We start from the raw sequence: 19297 nt of genomic DNA, 5'->3' as shown, positions 1-19297 counted from the left end.
AAATAATATTGAATAATTATAATTATTAAAACATAAGAAAAAATGATAAATAAAGCTTTTTTTATAAAAATAAACCGTTTTTCATTTGCATGGAAATTTTGCATACTATGTAACAACAAACAAGTTACACAAAGTTACAAAGCTACTAAGAAGCAATAGGAGAAAGTCATGAAGCTAATCAGTGCAATCATCAAGCCTTTCAAGCTCGATGAAGTCCGTGAAGGCTTATCTGAGATTGGCGTGCAAGGCATCACCGCCACCGAAGTCAAGGGTTTTGGTCGTCAGCAAGGTCATACCGAGATGTATCGTGGTGCTGAATATGTGGTGGATTTTTTGCCAAAAGTAAAGATTGAAATCGCCACAACCGATGAGATGGTCGATCAAGTCATCGAAGTAATTATGCAATCAACGAATACTGGTCGTATCGGCGATGGTAAGATTTTTGTGACACCACTTGAGCGAGTCATTCGCATTCGCACCGGTGAGATGGATGAAGCAGCTTTATAAACTCAGACAAATCAAATGCAAAAGGGGTAGCAAATGAAAGCGTTAAGAAAGTGGCAATCAGCCTTATTGGGACTTGGACTTTTGGGGATGTCGAATGTGGCATTTGCCGAAGATGTGCTAGATACCGGTGATACAGCGTGGGTGCTGGTCTCGACAGCGTTGGTGCTGATGATGACTTTGCCGGGGCTTGCGCTGTTTTATGCAGGGATGGTGCGTAAGAAAAACATTCTCTCAACCATGATGCATAGCTATGGGGCGACGGCGGTGGTGTCGGTGCTGTGGGTGGTGCTTGGGTATTCGCTGGCGTTTTCTGAAGGGAGTATGAATGCCTTTGTCGGCGGCTTTGCCAATACCATGTTAGCAGGCGTTGGGCTCGATGATGTCAGCGGTACGATTCCTGTGATTTTGTTCGTGATTTTCCAATTGACCTTTGCGGTGATTACGGTGGCGATTTTGGCAGGGTCATTGGCTGAGCGTATCAAATTCGGTGCTTTTATGTGGTTCTCGGCAGCTTGGGTGTTGCTTGTGTATGCGCCGATTTGCCACTGGGTATGGGGTGGCGGCTGGCTGACTGGCGATGCGCTTGACTTTGCCGGTGGTACTGTGGTGCATATCAATGCTGGTGTGGCAGGTCTTGTGTTAGCGGCGCTGCTTGGCAAGCGTAAAGACTATGGCAAAGGCAATCTTGCACCGGCAAACTTGTCATTGACTTTGATTGGTGCAGGTCTTGTGTGGGTTGGCTGGTTTGGCTTTAATGGCGGCTCGGCACTGGGTGCTAATGGCAGTGCAGCGATGGCGCTCGTTGTCTCACAAGTGGCAGCGGCAATCGGTGCAATCGCTTGGATGGTGTGCGAATACTTCGCTCGTGGCAAGGCGTCAGCGTTGGGCGGTGCATCAGGTGCGATCGCAGGCTTGGTAGGTATCACCCCTGCGGCAGGTTTTGTGGATGTTTCAGGTGCGCTGGCTATCGGTGTCTTGACTGCGGTGGCGTGTTTCTTGATGATTCAATACGGCAAGCGTCGCTTGGGCATTGATGATAGCCTAGATGCGTTCGGTCTGCATGGCGTGGGCGGTATCGTTGGTGCGGTCTTGACTGGGGTGTTCGTTAGCACTGAGATTTATCCTGATGCAGCAAATGTCAGCATGGCATCTCAGCTATGGCTACAAATCGAAGGCGTACTAGCTACCATTGCTTATAGTGCTGTGATGACTGCCATCATTGGTCTTGCAATCAAATACACCATCGGTCTGCGTGTCGATGCCGAAGATGAATATCAAGGTCTTGACCTAGCGATCCATGGCGAAAAAATTGCGGATTAATCGCAATTAACCCAAACCAACACCATTTAGGCAGATGCTTAAATGGTGTTTGTATTGGCGGATAGTCTTAAATATGATAACAAGATGTATTGTTAATCAAAGTGTGCTATCATATTGCTCGATTGTAACTTATCAACTGATTAACGATCAAATGACTGCATTGGGGAGCTAAATTGAGCATTTGCTTGATGATGGCTCTTTTTAATTTTAAGGTTGGCTTATGTCAAGTTCACATTCTTCAAGTTTCTTTGAAAAATTATTTCACTTATCAGTCAATGGCACGACCGTCAAAACCGAAGCCATTGCTGGTTTGACCACATTTTTGACCATGTGCTACATCATGATCATCAACCCAATCATCCTATCAGAGACAGGGATGGATCATGGGGCGATTTTTGTGGCGACCTGTTTGGCGGCGGCGATTGGCTGTCTGGTCATGGGGCTATTGGCAAATTATCCGATTGCTTTAGCGCCGGGTATGGGGCTCAATGCTTATTTTGCCTCCGTGTGCCTTGGGGCGATGGCAGTGCCGTGGCAGACGGCATTGGCGGCGGTGTTCGTCTCGGGCGTGGTGTTTTTTATCATCAGTGTATTGAGCATCCGTGAGCAGATTGTCAATGCGATTCCGATGTCATTAAAGCTTGCCATCGGTGGCGGTATCGGGCTATTTTTGGCGTTTATCGCCTTTCAAAAATCAGGCATCGTCGTCGCCAATCAGTTCACTTTGGTACAGCTTGGCGATATGAAATCCCCACAAGTGCTGTATGCCTTTTTGGGCTTTTTGATGATGATTGTGTTGCATCATTTTCGTGTGACAGGTGCGATTATCATCAGTATTTTGGTGGTGACTGCACTATCAACCTTGACAGGGCATAATGAATTTCAAGGCATCGTGGGCGAAGTGCCATCACTTGCGCCGACCTTTATGCAGATGGATTTTGATGGGCTGTTTACCGCAAGTCTGATTGGCGTGATTTTTGTGTTTTTCTTGGTGGATTTGTTCGACTCGACAGGGACTTTGGTAGGCGTGTCTTATCGTGCAGGTCTGCTGGTTGATGGTAAATTACCACGACTCAAGCGTGCCTTATTTGCCGACTCGGCAGCGATTGTCGCAGGTGCGGCACTTGGCACATCATCAACCACGCCATACATCGAATCAGCATCAGGCGTGGCGGCAGGTGGTCGCACAGGCTTGACCACTGTGGTGGTGGCACTGCTGTTCTTGGGCTGTCTATTCTTAGCACCATTGGCACAGTCGATTCCGGGCTTTGCAGTTGCACCTGCGCTACTGTTCATCGCTATTTTGATGATTCAAGGCATTCTTGATATTGACTGGTCGGATATCACCGAAGCGGCGCCTGCATTTTTGACCATCGTATTTATGCCGTTGACTTATTCGATTGCTGATGGCATTGCGATGGGCTTTATCAGCTATGCGCTCATCAAGCTATTGACAGGCAAGGCAAAGAGCGTACCGTATATGGTGTGGATTATCGCCGCATTGTGGGTATTTAAATTTGCCATGTTTGGTGGCTAAACTTAGCCATTATCCATAGCAAATCACCCCAAAGGTTAGTGCTTTTGGGGTGATTTTTTACTTATTTATCCAGTTTCTTTTTCTTTAGTAGTACAAGTACTGCACCGTTGCCACCGTCATTGGCGGGGGCGGAGACGAATGCCATGACATCGCTGATTTGGCGTAGCCAGCCATTGACGCAGGTTTTGATGATGGCGTCTTTGCCTTTGCCGTGTACGATTTTGACCACAGTTTCACCATTTGATAGGGCATTGGCGATGATGGTTTGTACCGCATTGCGGGCGTCTTCGATGCTTGAGCCGTGCAAATCCACCGCATCATACCAGCGCAGTTTGCCTTGTTTTAATTGCTCAAAAATCTTGTTCTGCAAGGTTGGATTTTTGTACGACAAATACGCTTCGCCTGCCACAGGGTTAAGTAGGGCTTGCATATCGGATAGATTAGCACCAAGCAGCTCTTCGCCACCTTCGGCAGCAGCGCGACGACGCAGGGCGTTCTCATCGGCTTTGGCGGGGCAGTGGCTGACGACGGCATCGGTTTTGAGTGGGGCGACACCGCTCATCGCCTGCATAAACAGCACTTTGTCTTCGTCGATGGCATCGTGATTGAAGCGTTTGACTTCGCCAGCGACTTGTTTGACATTCATAAGGCAAACAGGGTCGGTGGGCTTGCCTGTATCGCTCTCGGGCTTGGTTGATGGTTTGGCGAGATTTTTAAGATTGTCACGAAATTCTTTGGATAATAAATCTTTAAAACTAGGATTACTCATGGGGTGCTCGTTGTTTAAGTTGATAAATTGGCAATGTGAATTGGTTAATCAAAAATTGGGTGAATCAAGCGATTGTTCGGCTATTATAACGCCATAACGCAAAAACCGCCACGAATGACGGTTTTGCCTTATCAAAATACTTCTAAAAGTATTGCAAAGTTGCCCAATCAGCGATTTGGCAAATGTTCTTTAACTTCTTTAGCAAAGCTACGCAGTGTCTCAACAGTCGCCTCCCAATCTAGGCAGCCATCAGTGACTGACTTGCCGTATTCTAGCTGTGATAGGTCGGCAGGGATGTTTTGGCGACCGCCTTTTAGATGGCTTTCAATCATCAGACCCATGATAGATTTGTTGCCTTTGGCGATTTGACCGGCGACATTGCTGATGACCATTGGCTGTAGGTATGGGTCTTTGCCACTGTTGGCGTGGCTGGCGTCAATCATGATTTTGCCATTGGTTTTGCCTTTGGCGAGTTCATTTTCGGCAGCGGCGACGGCAGTTTCATCATAGTTTGGCTTATCATTACCACCACGCAACACCACATGGGCGTATTTGTTGCCTTTTGATTTGATGATAGCGACTTGACCATCACTTGATAAGCCTAAGAAGCTATGACCTGATTGCACCGCTTGCATGGCATTGACAGCAACGGTCATACTGCCATCCGTACCGTTTTTAAAGCCAACTGGGCAAGATAGACCTGAGCTCATCTCACGGTGCGTTTGGCTCTCGGTGGTGCGCGCACCGATGGCTGACCAGCTGATTAGGTCCTGCATATATTGTGGGGTGTTCGGGTCAAGTGCTTCGGTGGCGCATGGCAGACCTTTTTCGTTCAGCTCAAGCAGTAGCTTACGAGCGATATGCAGACCTTTTTCGATATCAAAGCTGTCGTTCATATCAGGGTCATTGATAAGACCTTTCCAACCTGTGGTGGTGCGTGGTTTTTCGAAATATACACGCATCACGATGAATAACTCATCTTTTAGCTCATCTGCAAGCACCTTTAATTTATCGGCATATTCATGAGCGGCTACGGTGTCATGGATAGAACAAGGGCCGACGACGACCAAGATGCGCTTATCGATACCATCTAGGATGTTTTGCACGACTTTACGACCGTTTAATACGGTTTGATAGGCGGTGTCAGATAGCGGTAATTCGGCTTTTAGGCTGCTTGGGGTAATCAGTGGAATGATTTTTTCGATGTTCACGTCGTCGATTTCTGTGTTTTGGGTGCTTGTTTGGCTCATAACTTGGCTTTCCGTCAATATTGGCTAAGATGCCACAATTTATTCAAAGACAACATTATGCCTGTACTTGACTTGTATTACAAGTGTTAGCTGGCTAAATTGTGTATGAAAATATAACAATTAGTTATGAAAAATTGTTCTAAGCAAACCAACTGGCTAATTTTTAAACAAATTTAGCGAATTTCACAAAAACATCGTGCAAGATTTTTGAGTAACACGGCGTGATATGGTATGATACGGTAAATTTTTTGTTAGATTTTTTTTGGCGTGCCTATATGACAGCTTCTATTCCCACTTATGCCGACATTCAAGCCATCGTCGCTGACGACTTTGCGATTATGGATAAGCAGGTTTTTGGTAGTCTTAATTCAAAAGTGCAACTGGTGATGAGTGTCTCAAAGCACGTCATCGACGCAGGCGGTAAGCGTATGCGCCCCTTGATTACGCTACTGACCGCGCGAATGCTTGCCGATGTCCAAAGTGAGCAAGCGATGCAACTAGCGGCGATTACCGAGATGCTGCATACCGCCACGCTTGTGCATGATGATGTCATTGATGCATCAGGATTGCGTCGTGGTCGCCCGACAGCGAACGCTACTTGGGATAATGCCACAGCGGTGCTTGTCGGGGATTATCTGATTGCTCGCTCGTTTAATTTGTTGGTAGGTTTTAATAATCTGCCACTACTTAAGCTATTTAGTGATGGCACTTGTGATATTGCCGAAGGTGAAGTGCTGCAGCTACAACATCAGCACAATCCTGAGACGGTAGAAGATGATTACCTACAAATCATCGATGGCAAGACATCACGCCTGTTTATGATGGCGACCAAGGGCGCTGCGATTTTACAAGGTCGTGATGAGCATCTGGATGCGCTTGGGGCGTTTGCCTATCATTTTGGTAATGCCTTTCAGATGATTGATGATGTGCTGGATTTTAGCGGTGATGCGGCAGTGATGGGTAAGAATTTGGGCGATGATTTGGCAGAAGGTAAGCCAACTTTGCCAATCATCAAAACATTAGAAATTCTAAAAAATAACAACAGCGCCGATTATGACAAACTGCGTATCGCTGTACAGACCGGTAAAGTGGACGATGCAGGCGAGCTGATTGCACTGGTACAAAGTTCAGGTGCGCTCGATTATTGCAAAGCACGAGCATTGGAAGAAACTAAGCTTGCCCAAGATGCGCTATCAAGCCTGCCAAATAACCGCTATCGTGATGGACTGTATCAGCTGACCCAGTTGGCAAGCAGTCGTTTGGTATAAGCTATCTTATTGATTAAATAAAAAGTGAGTAAAATCATGAAAAAAATTCTGCTAACGACTGTGGCGACAAGCGTACTACTATCTGCCTGTGCTACTAAAACCGAAGCGCCAAAGGCGAGTGAGCCGATGGTGGGTCTTGCCAATCCTGCATCGGTCTTTTGTCTTAATCAAGGCGGTAAATCGGAGCGTCGCACTGATAGCAACGGTGGTGAATATGCACTGTGCCATCTGCCAAATGGTCAGGTGGTCGAAGAGTGGGAATATTTCCGCAAGCACGCTAAGTAAGATTGTTATTTATCCGTCTTTATCCGTCTTTATCCGTCCTGATGGGCGGATTTTTTTTGCTTGGTGGATGAGTTTTACATTTTTTTCAAAGGAAAAAGTGTGGTATTGATACATTTTTTCGTATGAAAAAGTGTGGTTTGATGACATTTTTTCAAAGGAAAAAGTGTATATTTGCTGATTTTTATCCAAAAAACAGCTACAATAAGCACAAGATATTTTAAGCACAAGATACTTTGTGAGACAAACCATGAAACGCCACATACTAAAAAAACTCGAACTTTGGAAAACTCATCCAAAACGCAAGCCATTAATTATCCAAGGCGCAAGGCAGGTGGGTAAAACTTGGGCGATGAAAGAGTTTGGGCGACAGCATTTTGACAAGGTGGCTTATATCAACTTTGATCACAATCCACGAATGCAGGCATTGTTTGAGCAAGATTTTAATATTGATCGCTTGATTTTGGGTTTACAAATTGAGTCGGGTGTCGATATTGATCCGATTAATACTTTGCTGATTTTTGATGAAATTCAAGCAGTACCAAAAGCCATCAGCTCTTTAAAATATTTTTATGAAAATGCGCCTGATTATGCGATTATTGCCGCAGGGTCATTGCTTGGCGTATCCATTCATCATCAGGCATCATTTCCTGTGGGTAAGGTGGATTTTTTGGCTTTGTACCCGATGGATTTTGAAGAGTTTTTGCTGGCGATGAATCAGGAGCGGTTGTTATCATTGATTCAGCATAGGGACTGGTCAATGATGCAGATTATGAAATCTCAATTGATTGATTTATTAAGACTGTATTATGCAGTGGGCGGTATGCCTGAAGCTGTGCAGACCTTTATTGATACCCAAAATTTGGATGCTGTCAGAAGCGTACAACGGGCATTGTTGATGGCTTATGAGCAGGATTTTTCTAAGCACATCAGCGATACGCAGACACTACAGCGGGTGCGTGCGATGTGGCAGAGCATTCCAATCCAATTAGCAAAAGAAAATAAAAAATTCATCTATTCTGAACTGCAAAAAGGTGCAAGAAGTAAAGATTATGAAATTGCACTACAATGGTTGATTGATAGTGGATTGGTGCACAAAGTTGATCGAATCAAAAAACCACATTTGCCAATTTCAGCTTATGCTGATGGCGCATTTAAGCTGTTTATGCTAGATGTGGGATTGCTTGGCGCTATGAGCGAGCTTGATTTTACGGTGCTACTTGAAGCCAATCGATTATTTTCGGAGTTTAAGGGGGCTTTGACCGAGCAATATGTGCTACAGCAATTGATGGTGGTGCAGCCTTATCGGGTGCATTATTGGGCAAAAGAAAAAGGCACGGCGGAAGTGGATTTTGTGGTGCAATATGCTCAATCCGTTGTACCGATTGAAGTAAAAGCTGAAGAAAATCTAAAATCAAAAAGCTTAAAAGTGTATGTGGATGACTATCGGCCAACATGGGCATTGCGGTTTTCGATGGCGGATTTTCGTGAACAAGAGTGGATGATGAATGTGCCTTTGTACGCTATCGGTGCATTTGGTCAATTGTTTGATAAGCAGTGATGAGTGTGATGATTGGCAAATTTTCCCCATTTCCCCCAAAAATCTTTTATAATAACCAGTTTTAGCGATAACAAAGAGCAGTCATGAGCCAGTTAAATCCACGACAACACGAAGCGATGATCCATGTTTCAGGGCCACTTTTGGTGCTAGCAGGTGCAGGGTCGGGCAAAACATCGGTAATTACCCGCAAAATCGCCCATCTCATCCAAAACTGCAATATCCCCGCCGATCGCATCACGGCGATGACCTTTACCAATAAGGCGGCAAGGGAGATGAAAGCTCGTGTCCAAAAGCTACTACCAAGCGAGAAAACTCGTGGCTTGACGGTATCAACATTTCACCATTTTGGCTTACAATTCTTGCGCTTTGAGCTAAAAAATACACCGCTCAAATCCAACTTTTCGATCATGGATAGCGATGATTCCAAGCGTCTGTTGATGGAGCTGATGACCCGTGACAATATGAGTGGTGCTGAGAGTCGGGAGCTGGTGGCAAAAGCCATTAAGATGATTTCGGATTGGAAAAATGATTTGGTCAGTCCTGAGCAGGCAGCCGAGACCATCGAAGATCCCGAAGATATGATGTTTGCGCATCTGTATGGATTGTATGAGCGTAACCTGCGTGCGTATAATGCGGTGGATTTTGATGATTTGATTGTGATGCCGGTGCGGATTTTGACCGAGAATAAAGATGTGCGTGACAAATGGCAAAACCGTGTGCGTTACTTGCTGGTCGATGAATATCAAGATACCAACACGGCGCAGTATGAGCTGATTAAGCTGCTTGTCGGTGTGACAGCACGCTTTACGGTCGTTGGTGATGATGACCAGTCGATCTATGCGTGGCGTGGTGCTAAGCCTGAGAATATGGCGCTGCTCAAAGAAGATTTCCCATCATTGACGGTGGTGAAGCTTGAGCAAAATTATCGCTCAACCAATCGCATCCTAAATGCCGCCAACTCGGTCATCACCAACAATGAGCACATTTTTGAAAAATCGCTGTGGTCGGATAAGGGGCATGGCGAGCTGATTCGTGTGATTACTTGCCCGAGTGATTTGGATGAAGTGGAGCGTGTCGCCAAAGAGATTCTCACCCATCGCCTGCGTCATGACAACACTTGGGAGCAGTATGCGGTCTTGTACCGGAGTAATTTTCAGGCACGGATTTTGGAAACTGAGCTAAGACAGCTGGACATTCCTTATAAGCTGTCTGGTGGCACATCGTTCTTTGCTCGTACTGAGATTAAGGATGTGATGAGTTATTTGCGAATTATCATCAATCCTGATGATGATGCGGCGTTTTTGCGGATTATCAATACGCCTAAGCGTGGTCTAGGCTCAGCGACGCTTGAAAAGCTTGGACTGCTTGCCCAAGAATATGGCATTTCGCTATTGGCAGCGTGTAGCCATGCAGGGCTAAAATCCGCTGTCGGCAATAAGGCGAGCAATACTTTGGCGGATTTTGGGGAATTTATCGAGCGATATACGCGCGATTTATATGATAATTCTGATCCGATGCCATTGGTGCGTCAGATGATTGTTGAGACTGGCTACATTGATTATGTCAAATCAGATGCCAAAACACCACAACAAGAAAAGGTGCGCCTTGATAATATTGAGTCGCTGTACTCAAGTATCACCGCACTGATTAACCGTGCCGAAGATGAAGATGAGCAGACCATTGATGCGGTGATTCGTAAGCTTGTGTTGCTTGATATGCTTGAACAACAGCAAGAAGAAGAAAATACCAATAAGGTAAACTTAATGACCTTGCACGCTGCTAAGGGGCTTGAGTTTGATTTTGTGTATATTATTGGCTGTGAAGAAGAGATTTTGCCACATCGCAATTCGATCATTACAGATAGCATCGAAGAAGAGCGACGCCTGATGTATGTCGGTATCACTCGTGCTCGCCAAGAGCTGACGCTACTACTTGCCAAAAAACGCCGTGCCGGTAAGGATCTCAAAGATACCACGCCATCACGATTCTTGGATGAATTGCCACTTGAGCATATTGATTATCCTGCCAAAAAAGGCGCAATCAAACAAGATCCTAAGCAAGTGGCACAAGATTATCTTGCCAATATCCAAGCGATGCTAGCGGCAAAAAAGCGGGGCTAGGTTTGTTTGAGATGGTTTTGGTGGTTGGGCTTTGATAAGTTTGATGCTAAAATAAGTACAGCCACCAACTAGGGGTAAATTTATGATTGATATTGCAACATTACCAATGGCGGTACAAGAGCAAATTGCCAATTTGCAAGCACCTTTGGCTATCACCCAAAATGGCAAGCTGATTGCAACGCTAAATCCAACGCCAAGTTATACTAATGGCGAGTTCGATTATGACTTGAACCGCATGAAAGCGATGATGGATACTGAATTTAAGCCAATGCCTGATTTTGAGAATGAAGAAGCATTTTTGGCTTGGGTGCATTCATAAAATATCCCACCTTCAAACTTAATATCTCATTCACGCCCACGCATAAAGCCCACTACGATACCTAGTGCAATTACTTGCAAAATTAAAATCAGCCCAACTGTCCACAGCCACTGACCCTGTGCATAAGCAATCGCACAAATCCATGCACCAACAAAGCCACCACCATAATAGGACATATAATACAGCCCTGATGCCAATGAGCGACCTTGCTTGACATGACTGGTCAGATAGCTAATCGTCGCCGATTGGGTGACAAACACACCCGATGACATCAAAGTCAGCCCGACAATCACCACCCATAATGGTGTCAATAAAGTCATGCCAATGCCAATGGCAGACGTCAGCACCGCCAGTATGATGGTGGTCGTCATACCAAATCGTGTAGTGATTTTGGCGGATAGTGGCGTAATCACCATACCAATCAGATAGATGCTAAAAATATTGGCAAGATCAGCCGTGCTCAGCTGATAAGGTGCGTCGGATAAATGCAAATTGACAAAAGTAAAACAGCCGACCAAGGTAAATAATACGCACGCACCCAGAATACCACTGCTGATGACGTGGGGATTTTTGGCGTGAGATGTAAGTGTCTCAAAGGCTTCTTTGAATGATTCGCTGACCACAAAATTTTTGGACTTTGGCAAGGATTTTAGCACCCATAATGCCCCAATCAGCGTACAAATCGCCATCACACCATAGCCGTATCGCCAGCCAATAAAATGCTCCAAATGCCCTGCAAAAAACCGCCCACTAAAGCCACCAAGCACCGTGCCCGACACATACAAAGCCATCATCGTCGCGATGTGTTCGCTATATTCTTCACTAATATAAGCAATCAGCACCACCGTAATCCCTGGTACGCTAATTCCCTGTAAAAATCGCCACACGGTAATCTCACTCATGCTACTACTGATGCCAATCAGACCTGTAGGAATGGCGAGCAACAATAAACCACCAACAATAAATGGCTTACGCCCAATACCATCTGACAGCATCCCGATAAATGGTGAAATCACAGCAATGGCAAGTACCGTCGCGCCGACAGCCATCCCTGCTTCGATTTCATTGGCATTCAAATCAGCAATCAACACGGGCAAAATCGCCTGCACAGAATACACTTGCAAAAAGGCAAAAAAGCCAATCATGGCGATGGTAAATTTTTCGGATAAGCTTGGTGCGTGATGAGTCATAAGCTTTGCTTCTTATCATTGGTAGATTTATTGCAATAAAATCGCAAACAAGATACATTGTAGCATGATGATGGTGCTCAGAGAAATTGCTTGTAGTTATCTTTATCATAGCCAAAAACTATTACAAGTTTTCAAAAAATTAGTAAAATCATATAAAACTAGTTTGGCTTGTGATAGATTAACGAATTTGTCTCTGTGCAAACTGGTCATCTATGGCGTAAAGGTGTAGAATAACAGACAATTTTTATCAAGTTTGGCAAAATCACATGAATTTGAGCAATCCTAATGTATTAATCGTCGGCGGCGGTCATGTCGGGCTGTCATTTGCACTGCTTTTGGCGCATCATGGCATCAAAAGCACGCTGGTTGAACATAGTCGCTATCCTGTCATTGAGCCTGAAGCGGACACGGCACGCGCGCATTATCTGGATGCGCGTAACACGGCTTTGTCACGTCGTACGGTGCAGATTTATCAAGAAATCGGGCTGTGGGATCGCTTGCAAAGTCATGCTTGTCGGATTGATAAGGTGTTGATCAGTGAGCTGGGTAGCTTTGGTCGAGCGACCTTGGATAAGCAGGCAGAAGGCGTTGAGAGCTTTGGACAGGTGATGGAAAATGCCTATCTGGGCAGACAGCTACTCGTGGCAGTACAACAAAACGAGTTGATTACACTGATTGATGGTGCTACCGTGACAGACATCGCCCAAGATGAGCAGATGGCAAGTATCACTGTAGAAAATGATGATGGCGTGCAGACACTGTCAGCACCACTGGTCGTGGCGTGTGATGGACAGCATTCGAAGGTCAGACAGTTACTACACATCGATGTCGATACACATGACTATCAGCAGGTGGGTATCGTAGGCGTGGTACAGACGGATAAGCCACATCGCCATGAAGCGATTGAGCGATTCAGCGAAGCTGGGCCGTTGGCGGTGCTACCACTGACCGATGGCGTGGGTGATGGCGGTACAGATCAGACTGCAGGTTATCGCCGTTCGGTGGTGTTTATCTGTCCAAAAGGAGAAGAGCAGCAGTATCTTGAAGATGATGATAAATACCTATCGACCCTACAGGCGGTGTTTGGAGCAGATGCTGGACGCTTCGTGGCGACTGGGAAACGAGGTGCTTATCCGCTATCTAAGGTGCTGGCACATCGTCAGGTGGCAGGCAGATTTGTCATCATGGGTAATGCAGCACATACCCTGCATCCTGTGGCAGGTCAGGGCTTCAATCTGTGCCTACGAGATGCTTATGCACTGGCCAATCTACTTGCCCAAGCACTAGCAGATGATGGTGATGCGGTGGACTTTGGGCGATATGACCGCCTAGCACATTATGAAAAATCACGTCTAGCTGACCAAAAACGCGTCATCAAATTCTGTGATACTGTGGTCGGTAGCTTTACCCATCCTAATCCTGTGATGAAATTTGCTCGTAATGTCGGCTTGGTGTGTTTTGATAAAATCCCTGGGATTAAGCCATTGGTGGCGACTTATGCCATGGGGCTAAAATCTTAATTGGCTGATGATACCTATAATGATAAATAAAAAGAGCTTGTCATGTTTTTAAAGGGATTTTTGGTGATATTTGGCTGTTTGTTCATCGGGCAGGTCATCATCGCGTTGACTGATTTGCCACTACCGCCGAGCGTGATTGGTTTGGTGGTGCTGTTTGTTGCATTACAATCAGGCTTGGTCAAGCTTGCTACTGTCGAAAAACTTGCCAAAGTGCTGATGGATTATTTGGTGCTACTGGTCATTCCTGCGTGTATCTCTATCATGCAGTATCTGGACATCATCCGTGATGATTTGTGGGTGCTGCTTGTTGGCGTAAGTATAAGTACGATACTGGTGCTGATTAGCACGGCAGGTTCATATACTTGGCTACGCAGATTACAAAAATCTCGTCATCTCGAGCATCAGGAGCGTGTGCGATGATGCAGCAGCAGTGGTTATCCCTCGGTGATGAGCTGTTGAGAAGTCCATTTTTATTACTCATGCTGCTGATTGGGGTATTTGAATTGTCCGTATGGCTGCGTCAGCGTACAGGACAGCCATTGATCAATCCGACATTGGTCACGACAGTGGTGGTGATTGCTGTGTTGATGGTGCTGGATATTGAGTGGTCAAGCTTTGAAAAAGCAAGCAATTACATCACGTTTTGGCTGCAGCCTGTGGTGGTGTGCTTGGCGGTGCCTTTGTATATCCAATGGCAAAAAATCCGAGCGCAGTGGCTACCCATCATCATCTCCCAAATCATCGGTAGCGTGGTGGGTATCGTGACGGGCGTGGGATTGGTGCGACTGCTCGGCGGTAGCACGGATAGTATGGTCGCCACCGCCGCCAAGTCAGTGACCATGCCGATTGCCATCGAAGTGACAACAGTGCTTGGCGGTGTCATCGGCATCGCAGCAGCGACGGTGCTGATTGCTGGTGTGGTGGGGCAAATCATCGGCGTGTGGGTGTTGCATCGATGTGGCCTTAGACTGCCGATGGGCATGGGGCTGTCGCTAGGCGGTGCATCACACGCACTTGGTACAGTGCGGTCAATGCAGCTGGGTGCTCGCTATGTGGCATATGCAACTTTGGGGCTGATTTTAAATGGCGTACTGACGGCGTTTTTAGCACCTGTGCTTGTGCCTTGGTTGATTCCTTAGCACGCAATTAAATAACAACTTGCAACTATCCATCAGCTGATTGACGGGATTATCAAAGGGTTAGTAAAATAAGGACTACAAACTCATGAAAACGCTTGGCATTATTGGCGGTATGTCGCCAGCATCGACGGTGCTGTATTATCAAAGTATCAATCAGCTTGTTAATCAAGCGTGCGGGGCGAATACATCTGCGCCTTTGTTGATTGATAGTCTAAATTTTGAAGTGATTGCCAATCTACAGCGACAAGGCGAGTGGCAGGCGATGGGGCGGATATTGGCAAATAGTGCCAAGCGATTGTGCGAGTTGGGTGCTGATGGGATTTTGCTTGCGACCAATACCATGCACAAGGTGGCGGACGACATTCAGGCGGTGATTGATGTGCCATTTATCCATATCGTCGATGCCACCGCAGGGGCTATCGGTCAGCAGAGCATCACTCGGGTGGCGCTACTGGGCACGGCATTTACCATGAGTGAGACATTTTATCGGGATAAGATGGCAGAGTTTGGCATTGAGTGCATTGTGCCGACACCATCAGAGCAGGCGGTGATTCATCAGATTATCTTTGATGAGCTGACGCTTGGCGTGGTGCGTGATGAGTCAAAGCAGGCGTATTTGACAATTATCCAAGCATTATTAGAAAAAGGCGCTCAAGCGGTGGTGCTGGGCTGTACCGAGATTGGACTGCTTATCAATGAAGCAGATGTGCCCGTGCCGGTGTTTGACACAGCGCAGATTCATGCGATGGCAGGGGCGACATTTATTTTATCATCTGATTAATTGGATTTTTAAAAAACCATCAGTAAACAAGGAATATTGTGCAACAAATCATCATTCAGCTATCAGGTGGTATTGGGCTATTTTTGCTTGGTATGAGTCTGATGACCGACAGTCTCAAGGCGATGGCAGGTGAGAGTCTGCGTCAGTGGCTTGGGCGATTTACAGGGTCGCCGACCAAGGCGATGATGTCAGGCATTGGCTTTACGCTGGTGGTGCAGTCATCGACGGCGACGACGCTTGCAACTATTGGCTTTGTGAGTGCAGGGGTGCTTAGCTTTACCCAAGCCATCGGTGTCATCATCGGCGCCAATATCGGCACGACGAGCACAGGCTGGATGGTGGCGCTCTTGGGGCTCAAGTTCTCGGTGTCGATGATTGCCCTGCCGATGGTGGGCGTGGGCGCAATGATGAAACTGCTTGGCAAAAATACCACAGCATTACTCGGACTTGCTTTGGCGGGTTTTGGGCTGCTATTTATTGGGATTGACTTTCTACAATCAGCGATGGCGGGCTTTGCCGAGCAGGTGGATTTGTCCAGATGGTCGAATGATGGCTTGATGACACGGCTGATTTTGGTGTTGATTGGCATTGTGATGACGATTCTTTTGCAGTCATCGAGTGCGGCGATTACAGCGACTTTGGCGGCATTGGCAGGCGGGGCGATTGATTTGCCACAGGCATTGGCGCTGGTCATCGGTCAAAATATCGGCACGGTCGCTACAGCGGTACTGGCAGCGATGGGGGCGACGGTGAGCGCGCAGCGTACGGCGGCGGTACACGTGGTGTTCAATGTGGTGACGGCGGTGGTGGCGTTCTTTGTACTGATGCCTGTGGTGCTGTGGCAGGTACGTGATGGCGTGCTTGTCGGTTGGGAGAATGTGCTGATTATTGCGCTGTTTCACACGGCATTTAGTGTGATGGGGGCGATGATGTTTATGCCGTTTACTCGTGGCTTTCAGGCACTGCTTGAGAGACTGATTCCTGAGCGTATCGATGCGTCGAACACGCATTATCTCGATGAAAGCTTATTTTCGATGCCTGCGGTCGCCATCGCTACTGCCAAAGATGCGCTGTGTCAGACGACTGCCAATATCTTTGCCCAAGTGATTAAGGCGTGTCGTGGTGAGATTTCGGGTGCGACGGTGGCGGTGGCATCACTGGATGATTGCCTTGCCAAGGTGGATAAATATCTCAAAAAAATGCCCGTACCCCAATCACAAGCTGACCAAGAGCATCTGATGGCACTGCTACAGTTGGTGGTGTATATCCGTGTACTTCGTGAAGATTTGGTGCATAGTGCGTTTATTGATGTGCTAAGAACGGATGTCGATAGGGCATTGATGGTCGAAGCCATCAGTCAGTTCGAAGAATTGAGCGCGTTTTTGCTTGAGATGCCTGAGCGGCTGCCCAAGCAGTTTGTGGAGAGCTTTGTGGCATTTGGTGATTTGATGAAAGCCCAAAAAACCGATGTCCGCCTATCCATCATTGAGCAGTCAGCACATATCCAAAACCATGCATCTGATGCGCTAGATATGATTGTGGCTCGTCGCTGGCTTGACCGCTTGGTGAAGCATACGGCAAAAATGGTGATTTTGCTGGGCAAATAAGCGATTAACAAGCTTAAAAATCACAAACCTATAAACCCACAAAAAACAGTCATTACCAACCCAAATGACTGTTTTTTATAAAGATTTAATTATCAATAGTATAAGAATGGTAAGCAAAGCAAACGACGTATTCACATCAGTCATGCGACCAGCGTGTTTGACTAGATAATAAGCTTGTGACTTGCTGAATCAGTGCTTGTGGTTGCTTATCAGATTGGCGATTGATGGTGAGTGGTAGTAGTGGTGCATCAATCCGCCAATCCGCACCATCTTTGGCTAGATGCCACGTCAGCACGGCTTGACAGCTTTTTGGTAGGGTGTCAAGCAGGACACTGTGGGCGATGTTTTGTTCATTATCCATCAGGCTTGCTACGCCTTTTTTGGCTAGGCGAATTGGCTGATTGTGATGACTGGTCAGCACAAAAACCATGTGTGCGATACGCTCATCTATCTCATCAGGGCGGATGCGGATTTCTTCTTGATTGATTAGACTGTCTTCAAAGCTCTTTGCGCCTGATAGTGCATCACCGCCATGTCTGATGGCTTCGTCATCGGTGCGTAACTTGCCGTACCAAACTATATCCACAAGCCCAAACTGCTTATCAAACAACAAACAGCTCAAATCCAAATCCATAGCAATCGGCGCACTACCAATCAGGGGTAGCTTACCAAGTAGCGCATCCATGCCACGCTTTGGCAGAGATGTTTCGTGATAGCGTACAGTGGCAAGCAAGCTTGTCCCAACGAGCATCAGCTCGGTCAGTGTCTGTGCGTTAAATTGTGTCTGCAATGGGGTGTCGGCGGTGTGTGAATGGTCCATGAGTACGATGTGTCAAAAAAGTATGGTTGCATTGTAGCAAATTTGACGTCCAAAGACTATGGCTGATAGCAATTGTTGTGATAACCTTTTGCAAAAAGTGCATATCTATTTACTTAACTTAGCATAATTCACATAAAATTACAAAACATCATCATACTACCAACCAATCACTACAAAATGTTTGGGTATTGCCAAGCCAAAAATGCTACCATAAACGCACCAAAAGATAAGGTTTATACCTGTTTGATGATTTTGATAATACCTATTGATAACCCTGTTGATAATTACCGTTGATTGTTTAGTGATACTATGAAACTGCCTATGCTAAAATACCCAATGTCTGCTGTCTTGTTAATCGCAACTTCAATTTTTGCAAGTATTGCGTTTAGTGGATGCTATCAAGTGGGTGATGCGGTCAATGACGCAGTGCGAGACATCAAGATGACACCAACATCACAGCCTGTAACCAAATCCGCTCAAGGGTCTGCGCCAACGGTAGAGCAATTATCACGTTATGAATTTACTTTGGTCAATGCCGAAAAACAAGGCGCAACCACCGAAAGCTTGGCATCAGTCATTGCATCAGGCGCAGGCAAGCTGAGCTTTGGCAATAATCGCATTAATTATAGCGTTGGTTGTAACCGTGTCTTTGGTGCGTATAAGCTTGATGGTGCAAAGCTTGCAATTGGCGGTCTAGCAAGCACACAGATGGCGTGCCAAGATTTGGCTCAAGCTGAAGCTAAGCTTGGCAGCTGGATGACTGATAGTCAGCTGGCTATCGAAGTGCACGCTGATGATACGGCGACATTGACACAGTCAAAAGGTGCTGAAGTGCTGACTTGGCAGGGTAAGCTAACCCACAAAGCCCGTTTTGGCGAGCCTGTGACGCTATTTTGGGAAGTTGATCCGACCAAGACTGACTGCGTGGATAAATCAGGCAAGGATCAGCTCTGCCTACGAGTACGCAACATCAACTATGATGATCGTGGTATCAAGGTAGGTTCGGGCGCATGGCGTACTTTTTATGGTAATATCGAAGGCTTTGAGCACAATCCTGAGTTACGCCAAATCATCCGACTACACGCCTACAACAACCCAAATGGCGAACCAAATCCATACTATGTCTATGATATGACAGTGATGAGCGAGATTGTCAAATAAGCTGTTTAAGTCATTTGGGTTATTTCAGCCAGTTAAAAGACAAAAATCCACTTTGCTTAAAGTGGATTTTTTTATTGATATGATTATGCAAAAGTAGCTAAGTGTTCGTGATACGCCGCTTATATTTAGTTTTTTAATATTTTTTA

The 19297-nt window shown here is 46.2% G+C and carries 17 protein-coding genes and 1 pseudogene; 14 read left to right on the top strand and 4 right to left on the bottom strand.

Translation table 11 applies throughout. The features are described 5' to 3' along the window. The first annotated feature begins 168 nt into the window (after positions 1-168). The 3 genes and pseudogenes from glnK to B0680_RS06320 all read left to right on the top strand — a co-directional run bounded on the left by glnK (position 169) and on the right by B0680_RS06320 (position 3364). Positions 169-507, top strand: a complete 339-nt coding sequence (gene glnK, locus B0680_RS06330) for a P-II family nitrogen regulator (protein WP_078254254.1) — start codon at positions 169-171, stop codon at positions 505-507. Positions 508-615: 108 nt separating this feature from the next. Further along, positions 616-1827, top strand: a pseudogene (locus tag B0680_RS06325) (ammonium transporter); the annotation flags it as partial. A gap of 220 nt (positions 1828-2047) precedes the next feature. Continuing rightward, positions 2048-3364 (top strand): NCS2 family permease, encoded by a 1317-nt coding sequence (locus tag B0680_RS06320; RefSeq protein WP_078254252.1) that lies wholly within the window; start codon positions 2048-2050, stop codon positions 3362-3364. 61 nt (positions 3365-3425) lie between these two features. Here the strand turns inward: B0680_RS06320 and B0680_RS06315 are convergent, their stop codons facing one another. Further along, on the bottom strand, positions 3426-4133 hold the full coding sequence (locus B0680_RS06315) for a Smr/MutS family protein (protein WP_078254251.1): 708 nt from the start codon (positions 4131-4133) through the stop codon (positions 3426-3428). Positions 4134-4300: 167 nt separating this feature from the next. Then, positions 4301-5383, bottom strand: coding sequence for a 3-deoxy-7-phosphoheptulonate synthase (locus B0680_RS06310; protein ID WP_078254250.1), 1083 nt, complete (start codon positions 5381-5383; stop codon positions 4301-4303). A 275-nt stretch (positions 5384-5658) separates the two neighbouring features. Between B0680_RS06310 and B0680_RS06305 the strand changes: the two genes are divergently transcribed. The 5 genes from B0680_RS06305 (at position 5659) to B0680_RS06285 (ending at position 10933) form a co-directional block, all read left to right on the top strand. Beyond that, positions 5659-6651 (top strand): polyprenyl synthetase family protein, encoded by a 993-nt coding sequence (locus B0680_RS06305; protein ID WP_078254249.1) that lies wholly within the window; start codon positions 5659-5661, stop codon positions 6649-6651. A 36-nt stretch (positions 6652-6687) separates the two neighbouring features. Further along, entirely contained in the window at positions 6688-6936 is a 249-nt protein-coding gene (locus B0680_RS06300) for a putative hemolysin (protein ID WP_078254248.1), read from the top strand. Between the two features lie 247 nt (positions 6937-7183). Continuing rightward, complete coding sequence (locus tag B0680_RS06295) at positions 7184-8494, top strand: ATP-binding protein (RefSeq protein ID WP_078254247.1); 1311 nt, start codon at positions 7184-7186, stop codon at positions 8492-8494. Positions 8495-8577: 83 nt separating this feature from the next. Next, positions 8578-10614, top strand: coding sequence for a UvrD-helicase domain-containing protein (locus B0680_RS06290; protein WP_078254246.1), 2037 nt, complete (start codon positions 8578-8580; stop codon positions 10612-10614). An 82-nt stretch (positions 10615-10696) separates the two neighbouring features. Beyond that, positions 10697-10933 carry a hypothetical protein gene (locus tag B0680_RS06285; RefSeq protein ID WP_078254245.1) on the top strand — a complete coding sequence of 79 codons (237 nt, stop codon included), beginning with the start codon at positions 10697-10699 and terminating at the stop codon, positions 10931-10933. A 26-nt stretch (positions 10934-10959) separates the two neighbouring features. Here B0680_RS06285 and B0680_RS06280 read toward each other — a convergent pair whose 3' ends face one another. Further along, positions 10960-12123, bottom strand: coding sequence for an MFS transporter (locus tag B0680_RS06280; RefSeq protein WP_078254244.1), 1164 nt, complete (start codon positions 12121-12123; stop codon positions 10960-10962). 266 nt (positions 12124-12389) lie between these two features. On the opposite strand from B0680_RS06280, the gene B0680_RS06275 reads away from it, so the two are divergent. The 5 genes from B0680_RS06275 (at position 12390) to B0680_RS06255 (ending at position 17170) form a co-directional block, all read left to right on the top strand. Beyond that, a complete protein-coding gene (locus tag B0680_RS06275) occupies positions 12390-13643 on the top strand; it encodes an FAD-dependent monooxygenase (RefSeq protein ID WP_078254243.1) in 1254 nt (417 codons plus the stop codon). Positions 13644-13685: 42 nt separating this feature from the next. Beyond that, positions 13686-14063, top strand: coding sequence for a CidA/LrgA family protein (locus tag B0680_RS06270; protein WP_078254242.1), 378 nt, complete (start codon positions 13686-13688; stop codon positions 14061-14063). Continuing rightward, positions 14060-14782: an LrgB family protein gene (locus B0680_RS06265; RefSeq protein ID WP_228143759.1), complete on the top strand. Its 723-nt coding sequence runs from the start codon at positions 14060-14062 to the stop codon at positions 14780-14782. The genes B0680_RS06270 and B0680_RS06265 overlap by 4 nt, the downstream gene beginning before the upstream one ends. Before the next feature lie 85 nt (positions 14783-14867). Beyond that, positions 14868-15563 (top strand): aspartate/glutamate racemase family protein, encoded by a 696-nt coding sequence (locus tag B0680_RS06260; protein WP_078254241.1) that lies wholly within the window; start codon positions 14868-14870, stop codon positions 15561-15563. 38 nt (positions 15564-15601) lie between these two features. Further along, positions 15602-17170, top strand: coding sequence for a Na/Pi cotransporter family protein (locus B0680_RS06255; RefSeq protein WP_143821373.1), 1569 nt, complete (start codon positions 15602-15604; stop codon positions 17168-17170). A 136-nt stretch (positions 17171-17306) separates the two neighbouring features. Here B0680_RS06255 and B0680_RS06250 read toward each other — a convergent pair whose 3' ends face one another. Beyond that, positions 17307-17990 (bottom strand): TerD family protein, encoded by a 684-nt coding sequence (locus tag B0680_RS06250; RefSeq protein ID WP_078254240.1) that lies wholly within the window; start codon positions 17988-17990, stop codon positions 17307-17309. 321 nt (positions 17991-18311) lie between these two features. On the opposite strand from B0680_RS06250, the gene B0680_RS06245 reads away from it, so the two are divergent. Continuing rightward, positions 18312-19151 (top strand): META and DUF4377 domain-containing protein, encoded by an 840-nt coding sequence (locus B0680_RS06245; protein ID WP_158078307.1) that lies wholly within the window; start codon positions 18312-18314, stop codon positions 19149-19151. The last annotated feature ends 146 nt before the right edge of the window (positions 19152-19297 follow it).

The organism is Moraxella pluranimalium, from assembly GCF_002014825.1.
Taxonomy (GTDB): domain Bacteria; phylum Pseudomonadota; class Gammaproteobacteria; order Pseudomonadales; family Moraxellaceae; genus Moraxella; species Moraxella pluranimalium.
The sequence above is the reverse complement of the archived record's forward strand: the minus strand, read 5'-3'. Positions and strand labels throughout refer to the sequence as shown.